Annotated in this window: 21 protein-coding genes; 18 read left to right on the forward strand and 3 right to left on the reverse strand. The window is 74.0% G+C overall.

Annotated features, from left to right (window positions below; translation table 11 throughout):
- Positions 1-7: 7 nt before the first annotated feature.
- From UK12_RS21180 to UK12_RS38250, 9 genes are all read left to right on the forward strand, one after another.
- Positions 8-322: a (2Fe-2S)-binding protein gene (locus UK12_RS21180; RefSeq protein WP_045304645.1), complete on the forward strand. Its 315-nt coding sequence runs from the start codon at positions 8-10 to the stop codon at positions 320-322.
- A complete protein-coding gene (locus UK12_RS21185; RefSeq protein ID WP_197085052.1) occupies positions 303-1,781 on the forward strand; it encodes an FAD/NAD(P)-dependent oxidoreductase in 1,479 nt (492 codons plus the stop codon). Before UK12_RS21180 ends, UK12_RS21185 begins: the two co-directional genes overlap by 20 nt.
- A gap of 232 nt (positions 1,782-2,013) precedes the next feature.
- Positions 2,014-2,877, forward strand: coding sequence for a dihydrodipicolinate synthase family protein (locus UK12_RS21190; protein WP_045304664.1), 864 nt, complete (start codon positions 2,014-2,016; stop codon positions 2,875-2,877).
- A 34-nt stretch (positions 2,878-2,911) separates the two neighbouring features.
- Entirely contained in the window at positions 2,912-3,916 is a 1,005-nt protein-coding gene (locus UK12_RS21195) for a proline racemase family protein (RefSeq protein WP_045304646.1), read from the forward strand.
- 55 nt (positions 3,917-3,971) lie between these two features.
- Positions 3,972-5,351 carry an aldehyde dehydrogenase family protein gene (locus tag UK12_RS21200; protein ID WP_082119807.1) on the forward strand — a complete coding sequence of 460 codons (1,380 nt, stop codon included), beginning with the start codon at positions 3,972-3,974 and terminating at the stop codon, positions 5,349-5,351.
- Positions 5,348-6,406 (forward strand): proline racemase family protein, encoded by a 1,059-nt coding sequence (locus tag UK12_RS21205; RefSeq protein ID WP_045304648.1) that lies wholly within the window; start codon positions 5,348-5,350, stop codon positions 6,404-6,406. Before UK12_RS21200 ends, UK12_RS21205 begins: the two co-directional genes overlap by 4 nt.
- The gene (locus tag UK12_RS21210) at positions 6,403-7,335 is read left to right on the forward strand and encodes an ornithine cyclodeaminase family protein (RefSeq protein ID WP_045304649.1); all 933 of its coding nucleotides are present in this window, start codon (positions 6,403-6,405) and stop codon (positions 7,333-7,335) included. The genes UK12_RS21205 and UK12_RS21210 overlap by 4 nt, the downstream gene beginning before the upstream one ends.
- Before the next feature lie 45 nt (positions 7,336-7,380).
- Positions 7,381-8,091: a GntR family transcriptional regulator gene (locus UK12_RS21215; RefSeq protein ID WP_045304650.1), complete on the forward strand. Its 711-nt coding sequence runs from the start codon at positions 7,381-7,383 to the stop codon at positions 8,089-8,091.
- A 13-nt stretch (positions 8,092-8,104) separates the two neighbouring features.
- On the forward strand, positions 8,105-8,365 hold the full coding sequence (locus tag UK12_RS38250) for a Uma2 family endonuclease (protein WP_082119808.1): 261 nt from the start codon (positions 8,105-8,107) through the stop codon (positions 8,363-8,365).
- Between the two features lie 7 nt (positions 8,366-8,372).
- On the opposite strand, the gene UK12_RS21225 is transcribed toward UK12_RS38250, so the two are convergent.
- Positions 8,373-9,068 (reverse strand): ABC transporter ATP-binding protein, encoded by a 696-nt coding sequence (locus tag UK12_RS21225; RefSeq protein WP_045304651.1) that lies wholly within the window; start codon positions 9,066-9,068, stop codon positions 8,373-8,375.
- 35 nt (positions 9,069-9,103) lie between these two features.
- Positions 9,104-10,177: an ABC transporter permease gene (locus UK12_RS21230; protein ID WP_045304652.1), complete on the reverse strand. Its 1,074-nt coding sequence runs from the start codon at positions 10,175-10,177 to the stop codon at positions 9,104-9,106.
- Positions 10,178-10,353: 176 nt separating this feature from the next.
- Between UK12_RS21230 and UK12_RS21235 the strand changes: the two genes are divergently transcribed.
- The 3 genes from UK12_RS21235 (at position 10,354) to UK12_RS21245 (ending at position 13,493) form a co-directional block, all read left to right on the forward strand.
- Positions 10,354-11,661: a sensor histidine kinase gene (locus UK12_RS21235; RefSeq protein WP_082119809.1), complete on the forward strand. Its 1,308-nt coding sequence runs from the start codon at positions 10,354-10,356 to the stop codon at positions 11,659-11,661.
- A complete protein-coding gene (locus tag UK12_RS21240) occupies positions 11,658-12,290 on the forward strand; it encodes a response regulator (protein ID WP_045304653.1) in 633 nt (210 codons plus the stop codon). Before UK12_RS21235 ends, UK12_RS21240 begins: the two co-directional genes overlap by 4 nt.
- A gap of 162 nt (positions 12,291-12,452) precedes the next feature.
- Positions 12,453-13,493, forward strand: coding sequence for a nitronate monooxygenase (locus UK12_RS21245; protein WP_331386662.1), 1,041 nt, complete (start codon positions 12,453-12,455; stop codon positions 13,491-13,493).
- A gap of 22 nt (positions 13,494-13,515) precedes the next feature.
- Here UK12_RS21245 and UK12_RS21250 read toward each other — a convergent pair whose 3' ends face one another.
- Positions 13,516-14,964: an aminopeptidase P family protein gene (locus UK12_RS21250; RefSeq protein ID WP_045304655.1), complete on the reverse strand. Its 1,449-nt coding sequence runs from the start codon at positions 14,962-14,964 to the stop codon at positions 13,516-13,518.
- Positions 14,965-15,200: 236 nt separating this feature from the next.
- Between UK12_RS21250 and UK12_RS21255 the strand changes: the two genes are divergently transcribed.
- From UK12_RS21255 to UK12_RS44495, 6 genes are all read left to right on the forward strand, one after another.
- Positions 15,201-16,940 (forward strand): ABC transporter substrate-binding protein, encoded by a 1,740-nt coding sequence (locus UK12_RS21255; protein WP_045304656.1) that lies wholly within the window; start codon positions 15,201-15,203, stop codon positions 16,938-16,940.
- A 15-nt stretch (positions 16,941-16,955) separates the two neighbouring features.
- Positions 16,956-17,963 (forward strand): ABC transporter permease, encoded by a 1,008-nt coding sequence (locus UK12_RS21260; protein ID WP_082119810.1) that lies wholly within the window; start codon positions 16,956-16,958, stop codon positions 17,961-17,963.
- Positions 17,960-18,949 (forward strand): ABC transporter permease, encoded by a 990-nt coding sequence (locus tag UK12_RS21265; protein ID WP_045304657.1) that lies wholly within the window; start codon positions 17,960-17,962, stop codon positions 18,947-18,949. Before UK12_RS21260 ends, UK12_RS21265 begins: the two co-directional genes overlap by 4 nt.
- Positions 18,946-19,926: an ABC transporter ATP-binding protein gene (locus UK12_RS21270; protein ID WP_156178844.1), complete on the forward strand. Its 981-nt coding sequence runs from the start codon at positions 18,946-18,948 to the stop codon at positions 19,924-19,926. Before UK12_RS21265 ends, UK12_RS21270 begins: the two co-directional genes overlap by 4 nt.
- Positions 19,923-20,927, forward strand: a complete 1,005-nt coding sequence (locus UK12_RS21275; RefSeq protein WP_045304658.1) for an ABC transporter ATP-binding protein — start codon at positions 19,923-19,925, stop codon at positions 20,925-20,927. Before UK12_RS21270 ends, UK12_RS21275 begins: the two co-directional genes overlap by 4 nt.
- Before the next feature lie 121 nt (positions 20,928-21,048).
- Positions 21,049-21,763, forward strand: a 715-nt coding sequence (locus tag UK12_RS44495; protein ID WP_045304659.1) for a M9 family metallopeptidase N-terminal domain-containing protein, incomplete at its 3' end; no start/stop codon positions are given.

Below are 21,763 nucleotides of genomic sequence, written 5' to 3' on the forward strand. Positions count from 1 at the left end.
AGGCAGCATGCGCCGGACCCCTGCCGAGTTGGTCGGGGCGCAGCCAGCGGCCGCGTACACCATCGAGTTCGACGGTCGGGAGCTTCCCGCGCTCCCGGGCCGGAGTATTGCCGCCGTGCTCTGGGCGCAGGACATCCTGGCCTGGCGCACCACTCGGGTCGGGGGCCGACCACGTGGGGCGTTCTGCGGGATCGGGGTCTGCTTCGACTGCCTGGCCACCGTGAACGGGCGTCCCAACCAGCGCACTTGCCTGCTGCCCGCGCGGCCCGGCGACGTCGTCACCACCCAGGAGGGCCACGGCCGTGCCGACCTCGCAGTCTGAGCGGCCCGAGTCGCCCGAGTCGCCCGAGTCGCCCGAGTCGTCCGAAGCGCTCGGGCCGGTGGGCCGGGCCGGGGGTGAGGTCTACGACCTGGCCGTGGTCGGGGCCGGGCCGGCCGGGTTGGCCGCCGCCGTGACCGCCGCCGAGCTGGGGCTGCGCTGTGCGCTGGTGGATGCGGGCCCCCGGCCCGGGGGGCAGTACTACCGGCATCCGGCGCCCGGCCTGGGTGCCGCCCGTCCGGAGCGGCTGCACCACGGCTGGGCCGCCTTCGCCCGGCTCTCCGGCCGGCTCAAGGCGCACACCGGCGCCAGACGCCTCGACTACCTGACGGACCATCACATCTGGACGATGGAGCGCGGCGAGATCTGGCAGCTGCACGCCACCCTCGGCTCGGAGTGGACCGGAGCCGCCGGGCGTGCGGTCGTCCGGGCGCGGTCGGTGCTGCTCGCCACCGGCGCCTACGAGCGCCAACTGCCCTTCCCCGGCTGGACTCTGCCGGGCGTGGTCACGGCGGGCGGTGCGCAGGCGATGCTGAAGTCCGGCCTGGTGCTGCCCGGTCGGCGGATCGTGGTGGCGGGCAGCGGGCCGCTGCTGCTGGCCGCCGCCTCCTCGCTGGTGAGCGCCGGGGCCGAGGTCCCCGCCGTGGTAGAGGCGACCGACTATCTGCACTACGCCCGGAGCCTGGCCACGCTGGCCGCCAACCCGGCGAAGCTGGTCGAGGGCGCCCGGCACGGTGTGACCCTGCTCCGGCACGGCGTACGGCTGCGGCGTGGCAGTGCGGTGGTCGAGGCGCACGGTACCGACCGGGTGACGGCCGTGACCGTGGCCCGGCTGGACCGCGACTGGCGGCCGGTCCCCGGCACCGCGCGGCGGATCGCCTGCGATGCGCTGGCGGTCGGACACGGCCTGGTGCCGCAGATCGAGCTGGCCACCGAGCTCGGTGCCAGGATCCGCCGGACCCCCGACGGGACGGTCGCGCTGGCCGTGGACGACGGACTGCGGACCAGCCTGCCCGGACTGTGGGCGGCCGGTGAGACCTGCGGCGTCGGAGGTGCCGATCTCGCCGTCGCCGAGGGTGAGTCGGCGGCCAGGGTGATCGCCGGCCGGCCGGTGCCGGCCGCGCTGCGGGCCTTCCGGCAGCGGCGGCGGGCCTTCGCCGAGCTGATGGCGGCCGCGCACCGGCCGGGCCCCGGCTGGCCGCAGTGGCTGCGCGCCGACACCGAGGTGTGCCGCTGCGAGGAGGTGCCGGCCGCGCGGATCCGGGAGGCGGTGACGGAGCTCGGCGCGGCGGACGCCCGTACCGTCAAGCTGCTCACGAGGGCCGGGATGGGCTGGTGTCAGGGCCGGATGTGCGGACCTGCGGTGGCCTGTCTGTCGGGGGGCGGTCCGGCTCGGGCGGACAGCCGTCCGCTGGCCCGTCCGGTGCCGCTCGCGCAACTGGCCGACCTCGAACCGTCCTGAGCCCGGGGTGTCCCCGTCCGGCCGGGAGCCGGCGGGACGGGGATGCCCGGCGGCGCTGTGCACGGCTGCTCGCGGCAGATCCTCGCCCCCCGGGGTCCCGACCGCTGACCGCCTGCACGAAAGCCCTTGTGACCGACTTGGGCTGCATATAAAATGTCACACCTCACTATTAGGGAGCTGTTGCCCCGTGTCTCTCGCACTGCACGAGCCCGCCCGTCCCTGGCGCGGCATCATGGTCGCCACCGCCCTGCCGCTGCGCGAAGACCTCTCCGTGGACTACGACGCCTACGCCGAGCACGTCCGCTGGCTGATCGACTCCGGCTGCGACGGTGTCGTCCCCAACGGTTCGCTCGGCGAGTACCAGACCCTCACCGACGCGGAGCGCGCCCGGGTGGTCACCACCGCCGTCGAGGCGGCGGGCGACGGCTCGCGGGTGATGCCCGGCGTCGCCGCGTACGGCAGCGCCGAGTCGCGCCGCTGGGCCGAGCAGGCCGCCGAGGCCGGTGCGGGTTCGGTCCTGCTGCTGCCGCCGAACGCCTTCCGTGCCGAGGCGGACGCCGTGCGCGCCCACTACGCCGAGGTGGCGCGGGTCGGTGTGCCGGTCGTCGCGTACAACAACCCGTACGACACCAAGGTGGACCTGGTCCCCGAGCTGCTCGCCCGGCTGCACGGCGAGGGCTCGATCGTGGCGGTCAAGGAGTTCAGCGGCGACGTCCGCCGGGCCTACGAGATCGCCGAACTGGCGCCCGGCCTGGACCTGTTGATCGGCGCCGACGACGTGCTGCTGGAGCTGGCGCTGGCCGGTGCCGTCGGCTGGATCGCCGGCTACCCGAACGCGCTGCCGCAGGCGAGCGTCCGACTGTTCCGGGCCGCCGTCGCCGGCGACCTGGGGGCCGCCCTGCCGCTCTACCGGGCCCTGCACCCGCTGCTGCGCTGGGACTCCAGAACCGAGTTCGTCCAGGCCATCAAGCTGTCCATGGACATCGTCGGACGCCCCGGCGGCCGTACCCGTCCGCCGCGCCTGCCACTGGCACCGGAGATCGAGGCGGCCGTGCGGGCCGCCACCGAGAAGGCCGTCGCCGAGGGCCTCGACTGACCCGCCGTCAGCAGCGATTCCGAGGGAGCACCGCATGCGCAGCCGTCATGTCTTCCATGCCGTCGACTCGCACACCGAGGGCATGCCGACCCGGGTGATCACCGGCGGGTTCGGCACCATCCCCGGCGCCACCATGGCCGACCGCCGGATCCACTTCCAGCAGCACCTGGACCACTTCCGGACCCTGCTGATGTACGAGCCGCGCGGCCACGCCGCGATGAGCGGCGCGATCCTGCAGCCGCCCACCCGGCCGGACGCCGACTTCGGGGTGCTCTACATCGAGGTCTCGGGACTGCTGCCGATGTGCGGGCACGGCACCATCGGGGTGGCCACCGTGCTGGTCGAGACGGGAATGGTGCCGGTGGTGGAGCCGGTCACCACCGTCCGTCTCGACACCCCGGCCGGCCTGGTGGTGGCCGAGGTCCAGGTGCGGGACGGGGCCGCGACGGCGGTCACCATCCGCAACGTCCCGTCGTTCTCGGTGGCGCTGGGGCGGAAGGCGGACGTGCCCGGCTACGGCACGGTGGCGTACGACCTCGCGTACGGCGGCAACTTCTACGCCATCCTGCCGCTCGCCGAGCTCGGGCTGCCGTTCGAGCGGGCCCGCAAGCAGGAGATCCTGGACGCCGGGCTCGCGGTGATGGCCGCCGTCAACGCGGGCGACGACCGGCCGGTGCACCCCGAGGACCCGGGGATCCACGGCTGCCACCACGTGCAGCTGCTCGCGCCCGGTTCGACCGCCGAGCGCTCGCGGCACGCGATGGCCATCCACCCCGGGTGGTTCGACCGCTCGCCCTGCGGTACCGGCACCAGTGCGCGGATGGCCCAGCTGCACGCGCGCGGTGAACTCCCGCTCGGCCGGGACTTCGTCAACGAGTCCTTCCTCGGCACCGGCTTCACCGGCCGCCTGGTCGAGGAGACCGAGGTGGCGGGCCGTCCCGCCGTCGTCCCGACCGTCACGGGGCGGGCCTGGATCACCGGCACCGCGCAGTACTTCCTCGATCCGAGCGACCCGTTTCCGGCGGGCTTCCTGCTCTGAACTCCCCGAGGGGCGACCGTCAGTACCAGTGGCAGTACGAGTGGAAGGCTCTGTTGTGACAGTCAGTTCCTACAGCCCCGCTGATCCGGGCGACCTGGTGGTCCGCGTCGAGGCGGCGGGGGCGGCCGGCACCGCCGCCGCCGTCGAGCGGGCGCGCGCCGCCCAGCCCGGGTGGCGGGGCGCCGGGGCGGCCGCGCGGTCCGCCGCTCTCACCCACGCCGCCGAGGCGGTCGAGGCGCACGCCGGCGAGCTGGCCGCGCTGATCGTCCGGGAGGTCGGCAAGCCGCTCGCCGAGGCCAGGGGTGAGGTGGCCAGGACCGCCGCGATCTGGCGCTACTACGCCCAGGCCCCGTACGCGCCTTCGGGTGCCGCGCACGAACCGGCGGCCGGGGAGGGGCTGTTGCTCACCCGGCGCCGTCCGTACGGGGTGGCCGGGCTGATCACCCCGTGGAACTTCCCGCTGGCCATTCCCACCTGGAAGGCCGCGCCCGCGCTGGCCGTCGGCAACACGGTGGTGCTCAAGCCCGCGCCCGAGGGCACGGCCTGCGCGCTGCGCCTGGCGGAACTGGCCGGCCTGCCGGCGGGCGTGCTGACGGTCGTGCCTGGCGGCGCGGCGGAGGGCGGAGCGCTGGTCGCGGCGGCCGATGTGGTTTCCTTCACCGGGTCGACCGCGGTCGGGCAGGCCGTGGTCGCGGCGGCCACCGGGCGCGGCATCCCGGTCCAGGCGGAGATGGGCGGTCTGAACGCGGCCGTCGTCCTGCCCGACGCGGACCTCGGCCAGGCCGCCGCCCACCTCGCCGCCGCCATCGCCGGTTACGCGGGCCAGAAGTGCACCGCCACCAGCCGGGTGATCGCCGTCGGCAGCGCGTACGAGCCGCTGGCCGAGGCGCTGGTCAAGGCGCTGGGCGCCACCCCGGCCGGCGATCCGGGCGATCCGGCGACGGTCTGCGGGCCGGTGATCGGCGAGGCCGCGCTGACCAGGCTGACCGGCGCGATCGGCTCCGCGCGGGCGGCCGGGGCCGAGGTGCTGACCGGTGGCGCCCGGGTGGACCGCCCCGGGTGGTTCGTCGAACCGACCCTGCTCGCCGGAGTGCCGGCCGAACACCCGCTGCTGGTCGAGGAGTTCTTCGGGCCGGTGGCCGTCCTGCTGCCCGCCGCCTACCTGGACGAGGCGGTCGCGCTGGCCAACGGCACCCGGCACAGCCTGGCCGCCTCGGTGCACACCCGTGACCTGGACACCGCGCTGGCCGCTGCCGACCGCCTGGACGCCGGCATGATCCGGATCAACGCGCCGTCCAGCGGTGTGGACTTCCACCTGCCGTTCGGCGGCACGAAGTCGGCGAGCCACGGGGCACGGGAGCAGGGGCAGGCGGTGCTGGACTTCTTCACCGCCAGCCGTACGGTGACGCTGCTGCCGGCCGGGACGGCGCGGTGAGCGGCCCGGCCGGGCAGGCGCCACCGGGGGACCGGGTGGTCGTCGAGGCGGTCGACTACCACACGGCCGGGGAGCCGTTCCGGATCGTCACCGCCGGACTGCCGCCCGTCCCCGGGGACTCGGTCGCCGAGCGGCGGGCGGTGGCGATCGGCGCGGGCGGCAGCGCGACCTCGCCGCGGCCGAGCGCACTGGACCGCATCCGGCAGCTGCTCAGCCGCGAACCGCGCGGCCACGCCGGGATGTACGGGGGCTTCCTCGTCCCGCCCGACGACGACGGGGCCCAACTGGGCGTGCTCTTCTGGCACAAGGACGGCTACTCGACGGCCTGCGGCCACGGGACCATGGCGCTCGCCGCCTGGGCCGTGGACTGCGGACTGGTCGGCGCACCCGAGGACGGTACTGCCCGGGTCCGGATCGACGTCCCGTCCGGCCGGGTCACCGCGGCCGTCCACCGCAGCGGCGGCCGGACCACCGCGGTGGCGTTCCGCAACGTCCCGGCCCGGATCGGCGCCCGCAGGCTGCCGGTGGCCACCTCGCGCGGGCGGGTCGCGGTCGACCTCGTGCACGCGGGCGCCTGCTACGCCTCCGTCCGCGCCGCAGACCTCGGGATCGACGTCGGCACCGAGCAGCTGCCCGAACTCACCGCAGCCGGGCGGGAGATCCGCGCCGCGCTCGCCGGGGAGCCCGCCGCCCGCCACCTCGCCGACCCCCGGCTGTCCGGCGTCTACGGGGTGATCCTGTACCAGGAGCTGCCCGACGGGCCGTCAGGTCCGAGCCAGCGCAGTGTCACCGTCTTCGCCGACGGCCAGGTCGACCGGTCCCCGTGCGGGTCCGGCAGCTCCGCCCGGCTGGCCCTGCTCGCCGCCGACGGCTTGCTTGCGCCCGGCGAGGAACTGCGGCACGAGTCCGTCATCGGTACGGTCTTCACCGGCCGCCTGCTCGGTGCGCACCCCGACGGCGTCCTCACCGAGATCACCGGCGCCACCCACCGCACCGGCGAGCACCGCTTCCTGCTCGACGGGGACGACCCGCTCGGCACGGGCTTCCTGCTGTGACCCCGGTGCTCCCGCTCGACCTGACGCCCGCGCAGGCGGTCGCCGCCCTGGCGGACACCCTGCTCGGCGGGCTCGACCCCGAGCTCTGCCCGCCCAGGGCCCATGTCCCCGTCCCGGCGGGTGAGTTGCTGCTGATGCCGGCCGCCGACGGCCGGTACGCGGGCGTGAAGACCGCCGGTGTCGTCCCCGCCAACCCCGGGCGCGGCCTGCCCCGGATCACCGGCAGCTACCTCCTGCTGGACGGCCCCACCCTGCAACCGCTCGCGCTGCTCGACGGTGCCGCCCTCACCGCCCTGCGCACCCCCGCCGTCACCGCGCTGGCCATGCGGCGGCTGGCGGCGCCCGAGGCCGGGCACCTGGTGCTGTTCGGCGCCGGGCCGCAGGCGTACGGGCACCTGGAGGCGCTGCACGCCGTCCGTCCGCTGACCAGGGTCACCGTGGTCGCCCGCAGCGCGGCCCCCGCCGAGGCGCTGGCCGCGCACGCCCGGACGCTCGGCCTGGCCGCCGGGGTCGGCACCCCGGAGGCGGTGGCCGGCGCCGATCTGGTGGTCTGCTGCACCACCGCGCGCAGCCCGCTCTTCGACGGGCGCCTGGTGCCCGAGCACGCGGCGGTCGCGGCCGTCGGCTCGCACCGGCCCGACGCCAGGGAGGTGGACACCGCCCTGGTGGTCCGCTCGGCGCGCTATGTGGAGGCACGGGCGGTCGCGCTGCGCGAGGCGGGTGATCTGGTGATCCCGCTCGCCGCCGGGGACCTCACGGCCGGCGAGCCACTTGCTAATCTGTCAGAACTGGTGAACGGCACGGCAGTTGTGCCGACTGACCGGCCACGGTTCTTCAAGGGCGTGGGGATGGCCTGGCAGGACCTCGCGGTGGCGGCGGCGCAGTACGAAACCCACCTGGCGCGGGGGAACGTTCCAGAATCAACGTAACGTGACATTGTACAATGGTTTCCTGCAAACCATCGGAGGAACACCATGGCCGACCTCAAGTCCCGCGCGCTCATCTCGGTCCAGGAGCGGCTGCGCGACCAGGTCGCCCATGCCCTGCGGGCCGCGCTGATCTCCGGTGAGCTGCGCCCCGGCGTCGTCTACTCGGCGCCCGCGCTGGCCGCCGACTTCGGCGTCTCCGCGACGCCGGTGCGCGAGGCGATGCTGGACCTCGCCCGCGAGGGCCTGGTCGAGGCCGTCCGCAACAAGGGCTTCCGGGTCACCGAGCTGACCGAGGGCGACCTGGACGACTTCACCGAGATCCGCGCCCTGATCGAGGTCCCCACCGTCGGCCGGGTCACCCGCACCGCCACCGCCGAACAGCTGGAAGCCCTGCGGCCCGAGGCCGAGGCCATCGTCGCGGCCGCCCGCGAGCACGACCTGATCGGCTACCTGGAGGCCGACCGCCGCTTCCACCTCGACCTGCTCGGCCTGGCCGGCAACACCCGGCTGGTCGAGGTCGTCGGCGACCTGCGCAAGCGCTCCCGCCTCTACGGCCTGACCCGGCTCGACCAGCGCGGCGAACTGGTCTCCTCCGCCGAGGAGCACCTGGAGCTCCTCGACCTGATGATCTCCGGCGACGCCGAGGCCGCCGAACAGTGCATGGCCGACCACCTCGGCCACGTCCGCTCGCTCTGGGCGGCCGGTCAGGCGGAGGCCGCCGAGGAGCGCCCGGCGCTCCGGCTCGGAGCGCGCTGACTCGTCCGGGTGAATCCTCGGCCTTCGGGCCGGTCGGCGGACGGCGTTCTACGGCGACCTCAAGAAGAAGCCCGCCGCGTACGCCGGAGCCGGAGTCCCGGTGTATCTGATCGCGGACCGGAAGAACCGCAGGGTCATGGTGCTCACCGACCCGCGCGACGGTGAGTACCGCGTCCACGCCGTACATCACCCCGGCCAGTCGTTCGAACTGCCGGACTCGATCGGCGCCAAGGTGACGCTGTCCGTGGACAGCGTCCTCGGCCCCGAGAAGTAGCCACCGCTCAGCGCAGCCGGCCGTCCTGCATCTCCAGCACCCGGTCGACGCGGCCCAGCAGGTCCCGGTCGTGGGTGACCATGACGGTCGCCGTCCGGTGGGTGCGGGTGATCTCGGCCAGCAGGTCGACGATCTGGCCGCCGCGTTCGTGGTCGAGGGCCGAGGTCGGCTCGTCCACCAGCAGCACCGAGGGGCTGCCGAACAGGGCGCGGGCGATGTTGACGCGCTGGCGCTCGCCGCCGGAGAGCTGGTGCGGGCGGCGCTGCTGCTTGGACCCGTCCAGGCCGACCGAGGCGAGCAGGTCCTCGGCACGCTGCCGGGCCGCCCTGGGGCGGCCGCCCCGGACCGACTCCAGGACCAGCAGCTGTTCGACCGCCGTCAGCGAGGCCAGCAGGTTGGACTGCTGGAAGACGATCCCCAGCCGCTCGCGGCGCAGCGCCGTCCGGGCGCTCTCGGCCAGTGCGCCCGCGTCCTGGCCGTCCAGCAGGACCTGTCCGCTGTCCGGGCGCAGTAGGGTCGCCGCCACCGCCAGCAGGCTGGACTTGCCCGAGCCGGAGGGCCCGGCGACGGCCGTGAACTCGCCCGGGGCGACCTCCAGGCTGACCCGGTCCAGGGCGGTCATCCGGCTCTCGCCGTCGGGGTAGGTCAGGGTCACCTCGCGCAGGGCGAGGCCGGTACGGGTCTGGACGGCGGAGAGCGTCATCGGTTCACTCCAGGTGGGCAGGCGGGCGGTCGGATTCAGCGGTTGGCGCCGAGGGCGGCCAGCGGGTCGACGGCGGTGATCCGGCGGACCGCCAGCACCGCACCGACCAGACCGAGCAGCACCATCACCGTCACCGGCACGGCCACCCCCGGCACGCTCACGTCGAACGGCACCGACGAGGAGGCGAACACCCCGCCCACCGCACCGGCCGACCCGCCCAGCAGCGCCCCGCCGACCAGGACCGCCGCCGCCTGCGCCAGCGCGTCCCGCACCAGGTAGCCGCTGCTCGCGCCGACCGCCTTGAGCACGGCGATGTCCGGTTTGCGCTGCACCGTCCAGACCGTGAAGAAGGCCCCGACCACCAGGGCACTCACCACGAACAGGAAGCCCTGGATCATCTGCAGGCTGCCCTGCTCGGCGTCGAAGCCGTTGATGCCGGTCAGCGAGTCGGCGACCGCCACCGTCTTCGTCCCCTGGGCGTTGTCCAGCGCGCCGGGATCGGAGCCGGAGGAGGTGCTCAGGGCGAGCGCGATCGGCTGGTTCTGGCCGCTCAGCCGCTCCCAGGTGGGCACGGTGGTCCAGACCGTCGGCGCGTGCGAGTACGAGCGCTGCTCGGTGATCCCGGAGACGGTCAGCTTCGCCGGGCCGACCTGCACCTGCCGGCCGGGCGTCAGGTGGTACAGCGCCGCGGTCTCGCTGCCCACCGCCAGCTGGCCGTCCGCCGGGGCCGCGCCGGACTTCAGCGGCGGCAGCAGCCCGGCGTCCGTCCCCAGCACGCTCACCGTGGCGGCCGCCTCACTCGTCGTCAGCCGGGTCATCGACAGCCCGAGCGGCCGCGCCGACACCACCCCGGGCGCGCCCGCGAAGGCGGCGGCCTGGGCGGGCGAGACGGTGCTGTTGCTGAACGACACCGTCGGCGCGGCACCGGCCGGGGCGCCGAACACGATCCGGTCGGCCGGGAGCCCGGCGATGGCCGAGGACGCCGCGGAGGCCAGCCCGCCGGTCAGGCCGTAGAGGAAGACGACCAGAGTGGTTATCAGGGTCACCACCGCGCCCATCAAGGCGAAGCGGCCCTTGGCGAAGCGGATGTCACGCAGTGCGACGAACACGGGGACCTTCCCGGGCTGGGGGTGAGTACTCCTCCACCTTGTCGGCGCGGACCGCCCGGAGCATCAGGGAGAGGAACGGGAGTCGCCCCCTGCGGGCGGTGCACTCCGAAATACATCGAACGGTTGATGCCGCCGGAGGACGGGCCGCCGGGACCCACCCCGTACCCTCGGGAGGCGTGACCCAAGACGCACCGCCACCAGCACCGGAGGGGCCCGGCCATGCTGCCAACACCCCGGCCCTGCGGCTGACGAACCTCGCCCTGCACGGGCTGTTCTTCACCCTTCTGGGTGTCCTGGTCGCCCGGGGCGTGTTCACCGGCGGCCTCGGCGCCGGGGGACTGGCCACCGCCGTCCTGCTCGCCGCCGGGTACGCTGTCGGCGGGGTCGCCGAGCGGGTGCGGCAGACCCGGTGGTGGGCGGGCGCCTGGATGGCCGCCGTCCTGCTGCTCTGGGTGGTGCTCACCCTGCTGCACCCCGAGTTCTGCTACCTCGCGTTCCCGCTGTACTTCGTCTGCCTGCACCTGCTGCCCGTGCGCTGGGCCCTGGCGGCCGTCGCCGCGCTCACCGGGATCGTGATCGCGGCCCAGGCGACCACGGCCGGCGGGCTGACCACCGCCAAGGTGCTCGGACCGCTGGCGGGCGTGGCCGTCGCGCTGCTCACCGCGTACGGGTACGCCGCGCTCTACCGGGAGAGCCGGGAGCGGCAGCGGCTGATCGACGACCTGGTCCGGGCCAGGGACGAGCTCGCCGCCAGCCAGCGCGAGGCCGGGCGCCTCGCCGAACGGCAGCGCCTGGCCAGGGAGATCCACGACACGCTGGCGCAGGGCCTCTCCAGCATCGTGCTGCTGGCCCGCTCGGCGGAGTCGGCGCTGCCCGGTGACACCGCGACCGCGGCCGAGCGGATCCGCGAGGTCGGGCAGACCGCCTCCGCCAACCTCGCCGAGGCCCGCCGCTTCGTGCAGGCGCTCACCCCGCCCGCGCTCGACGACGCCACCCTCACCGAGGCGCTGCGCCGCCTGGCCGGTGGTGCGGGCGCCGAACTCCGTCTCGACGGTGATCCGTACCCGCTGCCGGTCGAGGCCGAGGTGGCGCTGCTCCGGCTCACCCAGGAGGCGCTGGCGAACGCCGTCCGGCACGCGGCGGCGGGGCGGATCGCGGTGACCCTCAGCTATCTCGACGACGAGGTGACCCTGGACGTCTTCGACGACGGGGTCGGCTTCGACCCGCTCACCCGGCCCGACGCCGGGCGGCCCACCTTCGGCCTGCACGGCATGCACGAGCGGATCGCCGCGCTCGGCGGCAGTCTGACGGTGGAGTCGGCGCCGGGGGAGGGCACCGCCGTCGCGGTCGCACTGCCGCTGCGGGCGATCGGGACGGCGGAGAGCGTGCTGAGCGGTATGGACGGCGTACGGGGAGACCTGGACGGCGATCGGGGCGGCGACCGGGGCGATCGGGACGGCGCGCGGGCGGAGGTCGCGCGGTGATCCGGGTGCTGCTGGTGGACGACCACCCGGTGGTCCGGCGCGGGCTGCGCGCGATGGTGGACGACCTGCCCGAGGTGACCGCCGTGGGTGAGGCGGCCGAGGGGGCGGAGGCGCTGCGGCTGCTGGAGTCCCTGGAGGTCCGTCCCGATGTGGTGCTGATGGACCTCCAGATGGGCAGCGGTATGCACGGCGTCGAGGCGACCCGGCGGATCACCGCGCTGCCCGACCCGCCGGCCGTCCTGATCCTGACCACCTACAGCACCGACGCCGACATCCTCGCCGCCGTCGAGGCCGGGGCCACCGGCTACCTGCTCAAGGACGCCCCGCCGGAGGAGGTGGCCGTCGCCGTCCACGCCGCCGCGCGGGGCGAGACCGTCCTCGCCCCGCCGGTCGCCGCCCGTCTGCTCGGCCGGGTCCGGGCCGGCCGCCCGACCCTCTCCCCGCGCGAGGCGGAGATCCTCCAGCTCCTCGCCGAGGGCCTGGCCAACCGCCAGATCTCCAAGCGCCTGTTCATCAGCGAGGCCACGGTCAAGACCCATCTGGTGCACATCTACGACAAGTTGGGCGTGGACAGCCGTACGAGTGCCGTCGCGGCCGGGCTGTCGAGCGGCCTGATCAGGCCGGCCTGATCAGGCCGGTCTGTCACGGGCGGTTCGGTGTATGCGGGCTCAACCGGTCTGCCCCGGCGCCGCGTTCGGGGCGGAGGCGTGGGCGGAGCGGGATCGGCCGGGGCGGGGTCGGCGGCGCGTAGGGTGAGGTGGAACGGGAGTCGGGCGAGGGAGACGGTGGCGGTGGCGGCTGTGTGGGGACGGCTTGCGGTTCCGGTGGTGGCCGCGCCGATGGCGGGTGGGGCGTCGACACCTGCGCTGGTGGCGGCGGTGGCCGGGGCCGGCGGGCTGGGGTTCCTGGCGGCGGGGTATCTGACGGCCGAGGGGATGGCCGAGCAGGTGCTCCGGGTACGGGAGTTGAGCGACCGTCCGTTCGGGATGAACCTGTTCGTGCCGGCTGGGCCGTCCGACCCGGCGGCCGTGGCGGCGTACCGGGAGCGGCTGCGCCCGGAGGCCGAGCGGTTCGGCGTCGAGCTGCCCGAGCGGATCGCGCCCGACCGGGACGACTGGGACGCCAAGATCGAGGCTCTGCTGGCCGACCCGGTTCCGGTGGTCTCCTACACCTTCGGGCTGCCGAGTGCGGCGGAGGCGGCGGCCCTGCGGGCGGTGGGGAGCGTCCAGGTCGGCACCGTGACCTCGGTCGAAGAAGCCCGTGCGGCCGCCGAGTCGGGCCTGGACGTGCTGGCCGTGCAGGGCCCGGAGGCCGGCGGCCACCGGGCCACCCACCGGGCGGATGCCCGGCCGGGGGAGACGCCGCTGCTCGAACTGCTGGCCCAGGTGGGCAAGGAGACCGGGCTGCCGCTGATCGCGGCCGGCGGGCTGGGCGACGGCGCGGCGATCGCCGCCGCCCTGGCGGCCGGTGCGGCGGCGGTGCAGCTGGGGACGGCCTTCCTGCGCAGCGACGAGTCCGGTGCGGGCGCCGCGTACCGGGCGGCGCTGGTGGACGAGCGCTTCGCCGAGACCGTTGTGACCAGGGCGTTCACCGGCCGTCCGGCGCGCGGTCTGCGCAATGCCTTCATCGACCGCCACGAGCCGTACGCGCCGGCCGCCTACCCCGAGGTCCACCACCTGACGCGTCCGCTGCGGGCCGCGGCCACCGCCCGTGCCGACCTCGACGGGATGCACCTGTGGGCCGGTACCGCCCACGCCCTGGCCCGCAGCGGTCCGGCGGCGCAGCTCACCCGGGAGCTGTGGGCGGCGGCGCGGGAGGCAGGGGCGCGGTAACTCCCGGGCGGGCCGCCGGGTGTCAGGCGAGCAGACCGCCCATCCAGTCCTCGATGGCGGGCACCGTGCGGGGCAGGGCGCCGGACATCAGGCGGGCGCCGTCGGCGGTGATCACCAGGTCGTCCTCGATGCGGACGCCGATGCCGCGCAGTTCGAGGGGGAGGGTCTCGTCGTCCGGCTGGAGGTAGAGGCCGGGTTCGACGGTGAGGACCATGCCCTCCTCCAGCACGCCGTCCAGGTAGGTCTCGGCCCGTGCCTTCGCGCAGTCGTGGACGTCCAGGCCGAGCATGTGGCCGCTGCTGCAGAGGGTGTAGCGGCGGTAGAGGCCGGAGTCCTCGTGCAGCGCCTCCTCGGCGGACACCCGCAGGACGCCCCACTCGGCCAGGCCCTCGGCGATCACCCGCATGCCGGCCCGGTGGAAGTCGCGGAAGCTGGCGCCGGGCTTCAGGGTGGCGATGGCGGCGTCCTGGGCGGCCAGGACCAGTTGGTAGACGTCCCGCTGGACGGGGGAGAAGGTGCCGCCGAGCGGGAGGGTGCGGGTGATGTCGGCGGTGTAGAGGGTGTCGGTCTCCACGCCCGCGTCCAGCAGCAGCAGTTGGGTGGGGTCCAGCGGGCCGTCGTTGCGGATCCAGTGCAGGACGCAGGCGTGTGCGCCGGAGGCGACGATGGTGTCGTAGCCGGTTCCGTTGCCCTCGGCGCGGGCGCGCAGGTTGAACGTTCCTTCGAGCCACCGCTCGCCGCGGCCGTGGCGCAGGGCGGTGGGCAACGCGCGGACGACGTCCTCGAAGCCGGTGGCGGTGTGGTCGACGGAGAGCTGGAGCTGCTGGACCTCCCACTGGTCCTTGACCAGGCGCAGTTCGGAGAGGGTGGTTGCGAGCGCGGCGTCCTCGGGGCCGTCGGGACGGCCGAGGGCCGCGTCCAGCTGCGGATCGACCCCGGCGAGCAGGCGGGTCCTCGGCCGGCCGTCCGCCAGCAGTTTGGCGAGGTCGTCCAGGTGGGCGGTGCGGATGCCGGTGAGCTGCTCGGCCTCGGCCAGGTCGGGGCGGCGGCCGACCCAGAACTCGCCGTAGCGGCGGTCGCGGTAGAACTCGGTGCCGTAGGGGCCTGGGCCGCCGCGCGGGGAGCGCGGGCGCAGGTAGAGCACGGCCTCGCCGTCGGCTTCGAGGACCAGGACGTGTCCGACCTGGTCCTCGCCGGTGAGGCCGGTGAGCCAGGCGTAGCCGCTGTGCGGGCGGAAGCGGTAGTCGCAGTCGTTGCTGCGCACCTTCAACTGCCCGGCGGGGACGATCAGTCGCTCGCCGGGGAAGGCGGCGGCGAGCCGGGCGCGGCGGCCCGGGGTGAGGTGGTGTCCGGCCGCTCTCCGGTCTGCGGGGAGCGGCGTGGCGGTCCAGCCGGTGCCCATGAAGGCGTCGAGGGCGGGGGTGACGGGGAGGTCGTGGCTGCCGGTGTTGGGCCGTTGGTCGGTGGTCACCGCGGAGGTCCCTTCTGAACTGCGGAGATTGGCCTGTACGGACGAGGAGTTGACAGACAGTCAGGACACGGCTCGGTAACGGGCCGAACAGCCTCTTGCCTGTGCAATTTCACATTACTATGTTACGGGTCACATCCCGGAGCTGCCAGACCCAACGGTCGCCTCCGGGGGAGGCCCCGGACCAGCCGCCGGGGTCAATCAGGCCGCAACGACGGCCCCCCACTGCGGAGTTGCACATGACCAGGCGTACCCATACCGCCCTCGCGGCGGCGATCGCGGCGGCACTCACCCTCGGCCTCGGGGCGTGCGGCAGCACCGGCACGGGCGGTGGAGAGGACCAGGGCCGACAGGGCGTCACCACCGAGGGCGACGGCATCATCGGCGGTACGCCGGTCAGGGGCGGGACCCTCAACATCCTGTCCAACGTGGACTTCGACCAGCTCGACCCCGCCCGCAACTGGACCATGCCGGTGATGGACGTCGGTGTGCGGATGCTCTACCGCACGCTCACCACCTTCAAGGCGGCGCCCGGAGCCGAGGGCCTGAAGATCGAACCGGACCTCGCCACCGACCTCGGCACCCCCAGCGACGGCGCCAGGACCTGGACCTTCCACCTCAAGGACGGCCTCAAGTACGAGGACGGCACCCCGATCGTCGCCGACGACATCAAGTACAACGTCGAGCGCTCGTTCTCCCCCGAGCTCCCCGGCGGCCCCGACTACGCCCGGGTCTACCTCAACGCCCCGGCCGGCTACCAGGGCCCGCTGAACGGCGAACGCCTGGGCAAGGAGGCGATCGAGGTGCCCGACGAGAAGACCATCGTCTTCCATCTCAAGCGCCCGGTCGCCGAGTTCGGCTACACCGTCACGCTGCCGACCTTCGCGCCCGTCCCCAGGGCCAAGGAGACCGGCGTCAACTACAGCAACCACCCGGTCTCCTCGGGGCCGTACCGGATCGAGTCGTACGACCGGGGCAAGCGCATGGTGCTGGTCCGCAACACCTACTGGGACGAGAAGACCGACCCGGTCCGCAAGGCCTACCCGGACCGGATCGTGGTGGACCAGACCCTCAAGGGCACCGGAGTCGCCGACCGGCTGATCGCCGACCAGGGCGACGACCGCGACGCCGTCTCCTACATCGACCTGGTGCCCGCCAAGATCAGCGACGTGCTGACCGCCCCGGCCGTCAAGAAGCGCCTGGTCAGCGAGAACGCCGGGTGCACCACCAAGCTGGACATGAACACCACCAAGGCGCCGTTCGACAACGCCCAGGTCCGGCTCGCCATGCAGTACGCGGTGGACAAGGAGGCCTTCGCCGACACCATGGGCGGCCCGGCGTTCACCGACGTCGCCACCACCTACCTGCCGCCGGCGCTGACCGGGGGAACGGCGGTGGACCACTTCAGGATTCCGCCCGCCGGCGACCAGGCGAAGGCCAAGGCGCTGCTCACCGAGGCCGGGTTCGGCAGCGGCTTCTCGACCGAGCTGCTCACCTCCACCGGCGGCCGGCAGCAGGCCGAGGCGATCCAGGCGGCGCTGAAGAAGCTCGGCATCAACGTCACCATCACCACCGTGGACCCGACCGCCGTCGCCTCGATCGTCGGCGACAAGGACAAGCAGCCCGGCCTGTCGATCGGCGGCTGGTGCCCCGACTACCCGTCGGCCGCCACCTTCCTGCCGATGATCTTCGACGGGCGGACCATCAAGGACAAGGGAAACCAGGGCGACATCACCCGGTTCGACGACCCCGGCGTCAACGCCGAACTCGACCGGATCGCCACCCTCACCGACCTGACCCAGGCCGACCGGGCCTGGCTCGCCCTGGACGCGAAGATCATGGACAAGTCGCCCGCCGTCCCGCTGGTCTGGCAGAAGAAGCCGCTCCTGGTTGGCTCCAACATCGCCGGGGCGTTCGCCCACCCCGTCTGGTCCGGGCAACTCGACTACGCCGTCATCGGCCTGAAGTCCGTCAAGTAGTCAGGAGCCGACGCCATGAACGCTCCGCCCACGCCACGCGGCCGCTCCGCCGGCCGCCCGGCCGCAGCCATCGAAGTCGCCGAAGCCGCTGAAGCCACGGCCACCGAAGCCGCGGTGGCCGAAGCCCCCGCCTCGCCCGCGCGCCTGGCCTGGCAGCGGCTGCGCCGCCGCAGGGTCGCGCTGGCCGGACTCGGCATCATCGCCTTCTTCGTCCTGGCCGCGCTGCTCGCCCCCGTCCTCACCGCGATCAGCGGCCACGGCCCCGCCGACACCGACAAGCGGGCGGTCGACTCCTACCTCGGCGGCCTCCCCAGGGGCTCCCTCGGCGGCATGAGCACGCAGCACTGGCTCGGCGTCGAACCGATGCTCGGCCGCGACATCTTCGCCCGGCTGCTCTACGGCGCCCGGATCAGCCTGCTGGTGGCCCTCTGCGCCGCGCTGCTGATCACCCTGATCGGCGTCGCGCTCGGTGCCACCGCCGGGTACTTCGGCGGCCGGACCGACACCGTGATCAGCCGGTTCATGGACGTGATGATGTCCTTCCCCAGCCTGATCTTCATGATCGCGCTGCTCTCGGTGGCCCGCGACGTCAACCGCGTCCTGCTGCTGATCGGCGTGCTGGGCGCCTTCGGCTGGCCGTACATCGCCCGGGTGGTCCGCGGCCAGACGCTCTCGCTCAGACACCGCGAGTACGTCGAGGCGGCCCGCGCCTGCGGCACCTCCAGCGGCCGGATCCTGCTCACCGAGATCCTGCCCAACCTCGCCGGCACCATCATCGTGTACGTCACGCTGGCCATCCCCGGCCTGATCGGGACGGAGGCGGCACTCACCTTCCTCGGGGTGGGAGTCCGTCCGCCGACGCCGAGTTGGGGCCAGATGATCTCGGACTCGGTGCTCTACTACAAGGCCGACCCGATGTTCTTCGTCCTCCCCAGCGCCTGCCTGTTCCTGATCGTGCTCGCCTTCACCCTGCTCGGCGACGCCCTGCGCGACGCCCTCGACCCGAAGGGCGGGGCGGCATGACGGGGTTCCTGCTGCGGCGCCTGCTCGGCATCGCCGGCACCCTGCTGGTGATCTGCGCGCTCACCTTCGCCGTCTTCTACCTGCTGCCCAGCGACCCGGCCGCGCAGTTCTGCGGCAAGGACTGCTCGGCCGACCGGATCGTGATGGTCCGTCAGCAGATGGGACTGGATGACCCGTTGATCGTCCAGTTCGGCCGGTACGTGCTCGGGATCTTCGCCGGGCAGACGCTCGGCAGCGGCCAGTACGCCGTGCACTGCGGCTTCCCGTGCTTCGGCTACTCCTTCCAGAGCGGGCAGCCGGTCTGGGACCTGATGCTCGACCGGCTGCCGGCCAGTGCCTCGCTCGCCCTCGGTGCGGCCGTGCTCTGGCTGCTGCTCGGCCTCTCGGCGGGCCTGCTCTCCGCGCTGCGCCGCAACACCTGGGTGGACCGGACGGTGATGGTCGCCACCATCGGAATCGCCGCGCTGCCGGTCTACTTCACGGCGATGCTCCTGCTGTACGTGGTGGTCACCGTGCTCGGGCTGATGCCCTACCCCCGGTACATCGCCTTCGGCGAGGATCCGGTGGGCTGGATCCGCAACCTGATCCTGCCGTGGATCACACTGGCGCTCACCTTCGCCGCCATCTACGCCCGGATGACCCGGAACTCGGTGATCGAGACGATGGCCGAGCCGTACGTCAGGACCGCCAGGGCCAAGGGGCTGCGGGAGCGACGGGTGGTCGGCCGACACGGTCTGCGGCCCGCGCTCACCCCGGTCGCGACCATGCTCGGCATGGACCTCGGCGGGCTGCTGGCCGGAGCGCTGATCACCGAGTCGCTGTTCAGCCTCCCCGGGGTCGGCAAGCTCTTCGCGGACTCGCTCAACAAGGCCGACCAGCCGGTGATCATGGGGATCACGCTGCTCGCCTCCTTCTTCATCGTGACCTCCAACCTGGTCGTGGACCTCGTCTACGCCTGGATCGACCCGAGGGCGAGGCTGACGTGAGTCTTCTCGAAGTCAGGGGCCTGGCAGTGGAGTTCGACACCGCCGAAGGCCCGGTACGAGCGGTGCGGGGCATCGACTTCACCGTCGAACGGGGGCGGACGCTCGGGATCGTCGGGGAGTCCGGATCGGGCAAGTCCGTCACCTCGCTGGCCGTGATGGGACTGCACCGGGGCGCCGCGGTCACCGGTTCCGTCCGCTTCGACGGCACCGAACTGATCGGCGCACCCGAGGAGAGCGTGCGCAGGCTGCGCGGACGGCGGATCGCCATGGTCTTCCAGGACGCGCTCACCGCACTGCACCCGTACTTCACCATCGGCGACCAGATCGCCGAGGCGTACCGCGAGCACCACGGCGGCAGCCGGAAGGCCGCTCGGGCCCGCGCGGTGGAGGTGCTCGGCGACGTCGGGATCCCCGACCCGGCCCGCCGGGCGCGGGAGCACCCGCACCAGTTCTCCGGCGGCATGCGCCAGCGGGCGATGATCGCACTCGCACTCTCCTGCGAACCCGACCTGATCATCGCCGACGAGCCGACCACCGCCCTCGACGTCACCGTCCAGGCCCAGGTGCTCGACCTGCTGGCCGGACAGCAGCAGGCGCGCGGCCTCGGCCTGGTCCTGATCACTCACGACCTGGGCGTGATCGCCCGGATCGCCGACGAGGTGCTGGTGATGTACGGCGGCTCGGCGGCCGAACAGGCCCCCGCCGACCGGCTGTTCACCGCACCCCGGCACCCCTACACCCGCGGCCTGCTCGACTCGCTGCCCCGGCTGGACGCGCCCGAGGGGGAGCCGCTGCGCGCCATCCCCGGCAGCCCGCCCTCCCCGCTCGCCCCACCGCCCGGCTGCGCCTTCCACCCCCGCTGCGCGGTGTACGCCGAGCACGGGTCGCCGCTGTGCACGGCGGACAGGCCGCTGCTGCGCCTCGTCGCCGAGGGCCACCGCAACGCCTGCGCACTCGACGAGGTGACGACCGGATGAGCACCGCTTCGCCCCACGCCGGGCGCCCCGAGGCGCTGCTGGAGGTCAGGGACCTCGGGATGACCTTCCCCGGTCCGCGCGGCTCGCTGCGCCGACGGGCCGGAATCCGGGCCGTGGACGGCGTCAGCTTCGACGTGCACCCCGGCGAGACGCTCGGACTGGTCGGCGAATCGGGGTGTGGAAAGTCCACCACCGGGCGCATGCTGGTCCGGCTGCTCGATCCGACGGCCGGTCGGGTCGCCTTCCGGGGGCAGGACATCACCCGCACCGGGCAGCGCGAACTGCGGCCGCTGCGCAGCAGGTTGCAGATGATCTTCCAGGATCCGTTCGCCTCGCTGAACCCCCGGCAGACCGTCCGGCAGATCATCGCCGCACCGCTGCGGGCCCAGGGCGAGTCGGCGCAGGCCATCCGCCGGGAGGTCCGCGACCTGGTCGGCCTGGTGGGCCTCGCGCCCGAGCACCTGGAGCGCTACCCGCACCAGTTCTCCGGCGGCCAGGCCCAGCGGATCGGCATCGCCCGCGCGCTGGCCACCCGGCCCGAACTGGTCGTCGCCGACGAGCCGGTGTCCGCGCTCGACGTCTCCATCCAGGCTCAGATCGTCGGCCTGCTGGAGCGGCTGCAGCGCGAACTCGGCGTGGCGTACGTCTTCATCGCGCACGACCTGGCCGTGGTCAGGCACATCAGCCACCGGGTCGCGGTGATGTACCTCGGCCGGATCGTCGAGATCGGCGAGCGGCAGCAGGTGTACGGCAACCCCGCCCACCCGTACACCAGGGCGCTGCTCTCCGCCGTGCCGCTGCCCGAGCCGGCCGCCGAGCGGGCCCGCGAGCGGATCGTCCTGCTCGGCGACCCGCCCAGCCCCGCGGACCCGCCGAGCGGCTGCACCTTCCACCCGCGCTGCCCCAAGGCGCGGGAGCTCTGCCGGACCGAGCCGCCGCTGCTCCGGCTCACCGCACCCGACGGCACCCGCCAGGCGGCGTGCCACTTCCCCGAGGTCTGACCCCACCGGACCCTCCCGCCGCCGTACCACCGCCGCCCGGCGGCGGTACGGCCCCGGGTGTGCCCGACGGCGCACCGAAACCCAGCTCCATCCCCCACGTCCGCCACCCTCAGGAGCACAGGTGTCAACCACCCACACCACCCGCCGGGTTCTGCTCGCCGCGGCCATCGCGGCCTCCCTCACACTGCCGGCCGTCCAGACCGCACAGGCCCTCACCCCGGCGTCCGCCACCCGTACCGCCGCCGCTCCCACGGCCGCGCCGCCCGTGACCGCCCCGGTGCCCGACCCCACCGCGTACGACGACGTGGACCACCTCGGCACCGCCGTGGCCAGGACCGGCACGGCCGCCCCCGCCCCCGGCGGCGGTTCGCTCGGCTCGGCGCGGATCCCCGGTGCGCTGCCCGCCCAGGTCGGCCGTCCGGCGCCGACCGCCGCCGACCTCACCCCCGCCCCGCGCGCGACCGTGGCCCGTACCGCCGCCGGGGTGCCCTGCACCGTGGACGGCCTGACCGGTCTCGCCCCCGCGCAGCTGGTGGACTTCCTCACCGACCCGGCGGTCAGCGCCGACGGCTGTCTCAACGGCATCCTGTGGACCTGGGACGCCCGCTTCGCCACCACCATGGACACGGCCCACGTCCAGGCCGTCGCCAACCGGATCAGCGCGGCGGCCGCCACCGACGACGGCAACGACTCGGCGCACCTCTACGAACTGTGGACCTTCCTGCACGCCGTGGTCTACCACGACTGGAGCCACACCGAGATCGACGTCACCGACGCCCGGACCGCGGCCGCCATCCAGCAGGCGATCACCGCGTACGCCGCGGGCCCGCACGCCT

Origin of the sequence: Saccharothrix sp. ST-888 (assembly GCF_000955975.1) — a bacterium.
In the GTDB taxonomy this organism is placed as follows: Bacteria; Actinomycetota; Actinomycetes; order Streptomycetales; family Streptomycetaceae; genus Kitasatospora.

What these genes read in the sequence shown, in the direction of transcription:
- UK12_RS21180 (WP_045304645.1), top strand. Translation starts at nt 8, where the DNA reads ATGCGCCGGACCCCTGCCGAGTTGGTCGGGGCGCAGCCAGCGGCCGCG.
- UK12_RS21190 (WP_045304664.1), top strand. Translation starts at nt 2,014, where the DNA reads ATGGTCGCCACCGCCCTGCCGCTGCGCGAAGACCTCTCCGTGGACTAC.
- UK12_RS21195 (WP_045304646.1), top strand. Translation starts at nt 2,912, where the DNA reads ATGCGCAGCCGTCATGTCTTCCATGCCGTCGACTCGCACACCGAGGGC.
- UK12_RS21215 (WP_045304650.1), top strand. Translation starts at nt 7,381, where the DNA reads ATGGCCGACCTCAAGTCCCGCGCGCTCATCTCGGTCCAGGAGCGGCTG.
- UK12_RS21225 (WP_045304651.1), bottom strand. Translation starts at nt 9,068, where the DNA reads ATGACGCTCTCCGCCGTCCAGACCCGTACCGGCCTCGCCCTGCGCGAG.
- UK12_RS21255 (WP_045304656.1), top strand. Translation starts at nt 15,201, where the DNA reads ATGACCAGGCGTACCCATACCGCCCTCGCGGCGGCGATCGCGGCGGCA.
- UK12_RS21260 (WP_082119810.1), top strand. Translation starts at nt 16,956, where the DNA reads ATGAACGCTCCGCCCACGCCACGCGGCCGCTCCGCCGGCCGCCCGGCC.
- UK12_RS21265 (WP_045304657.1), top strand. Translation starts at nt 17,960, where the DNA reads ATGACGGGGTTCCTGCTGCGGCGCCTGCTCGGCATCGCCGGCACCCTG.
- UK12_RS21275 (WP_045304658.1), top strand. Translation starts at nt 19,923, where the DNA reads ATGAGCACCGCTTCGCCCCACGCCGGGCGCCCCGAGGCGCTGCTGGAG.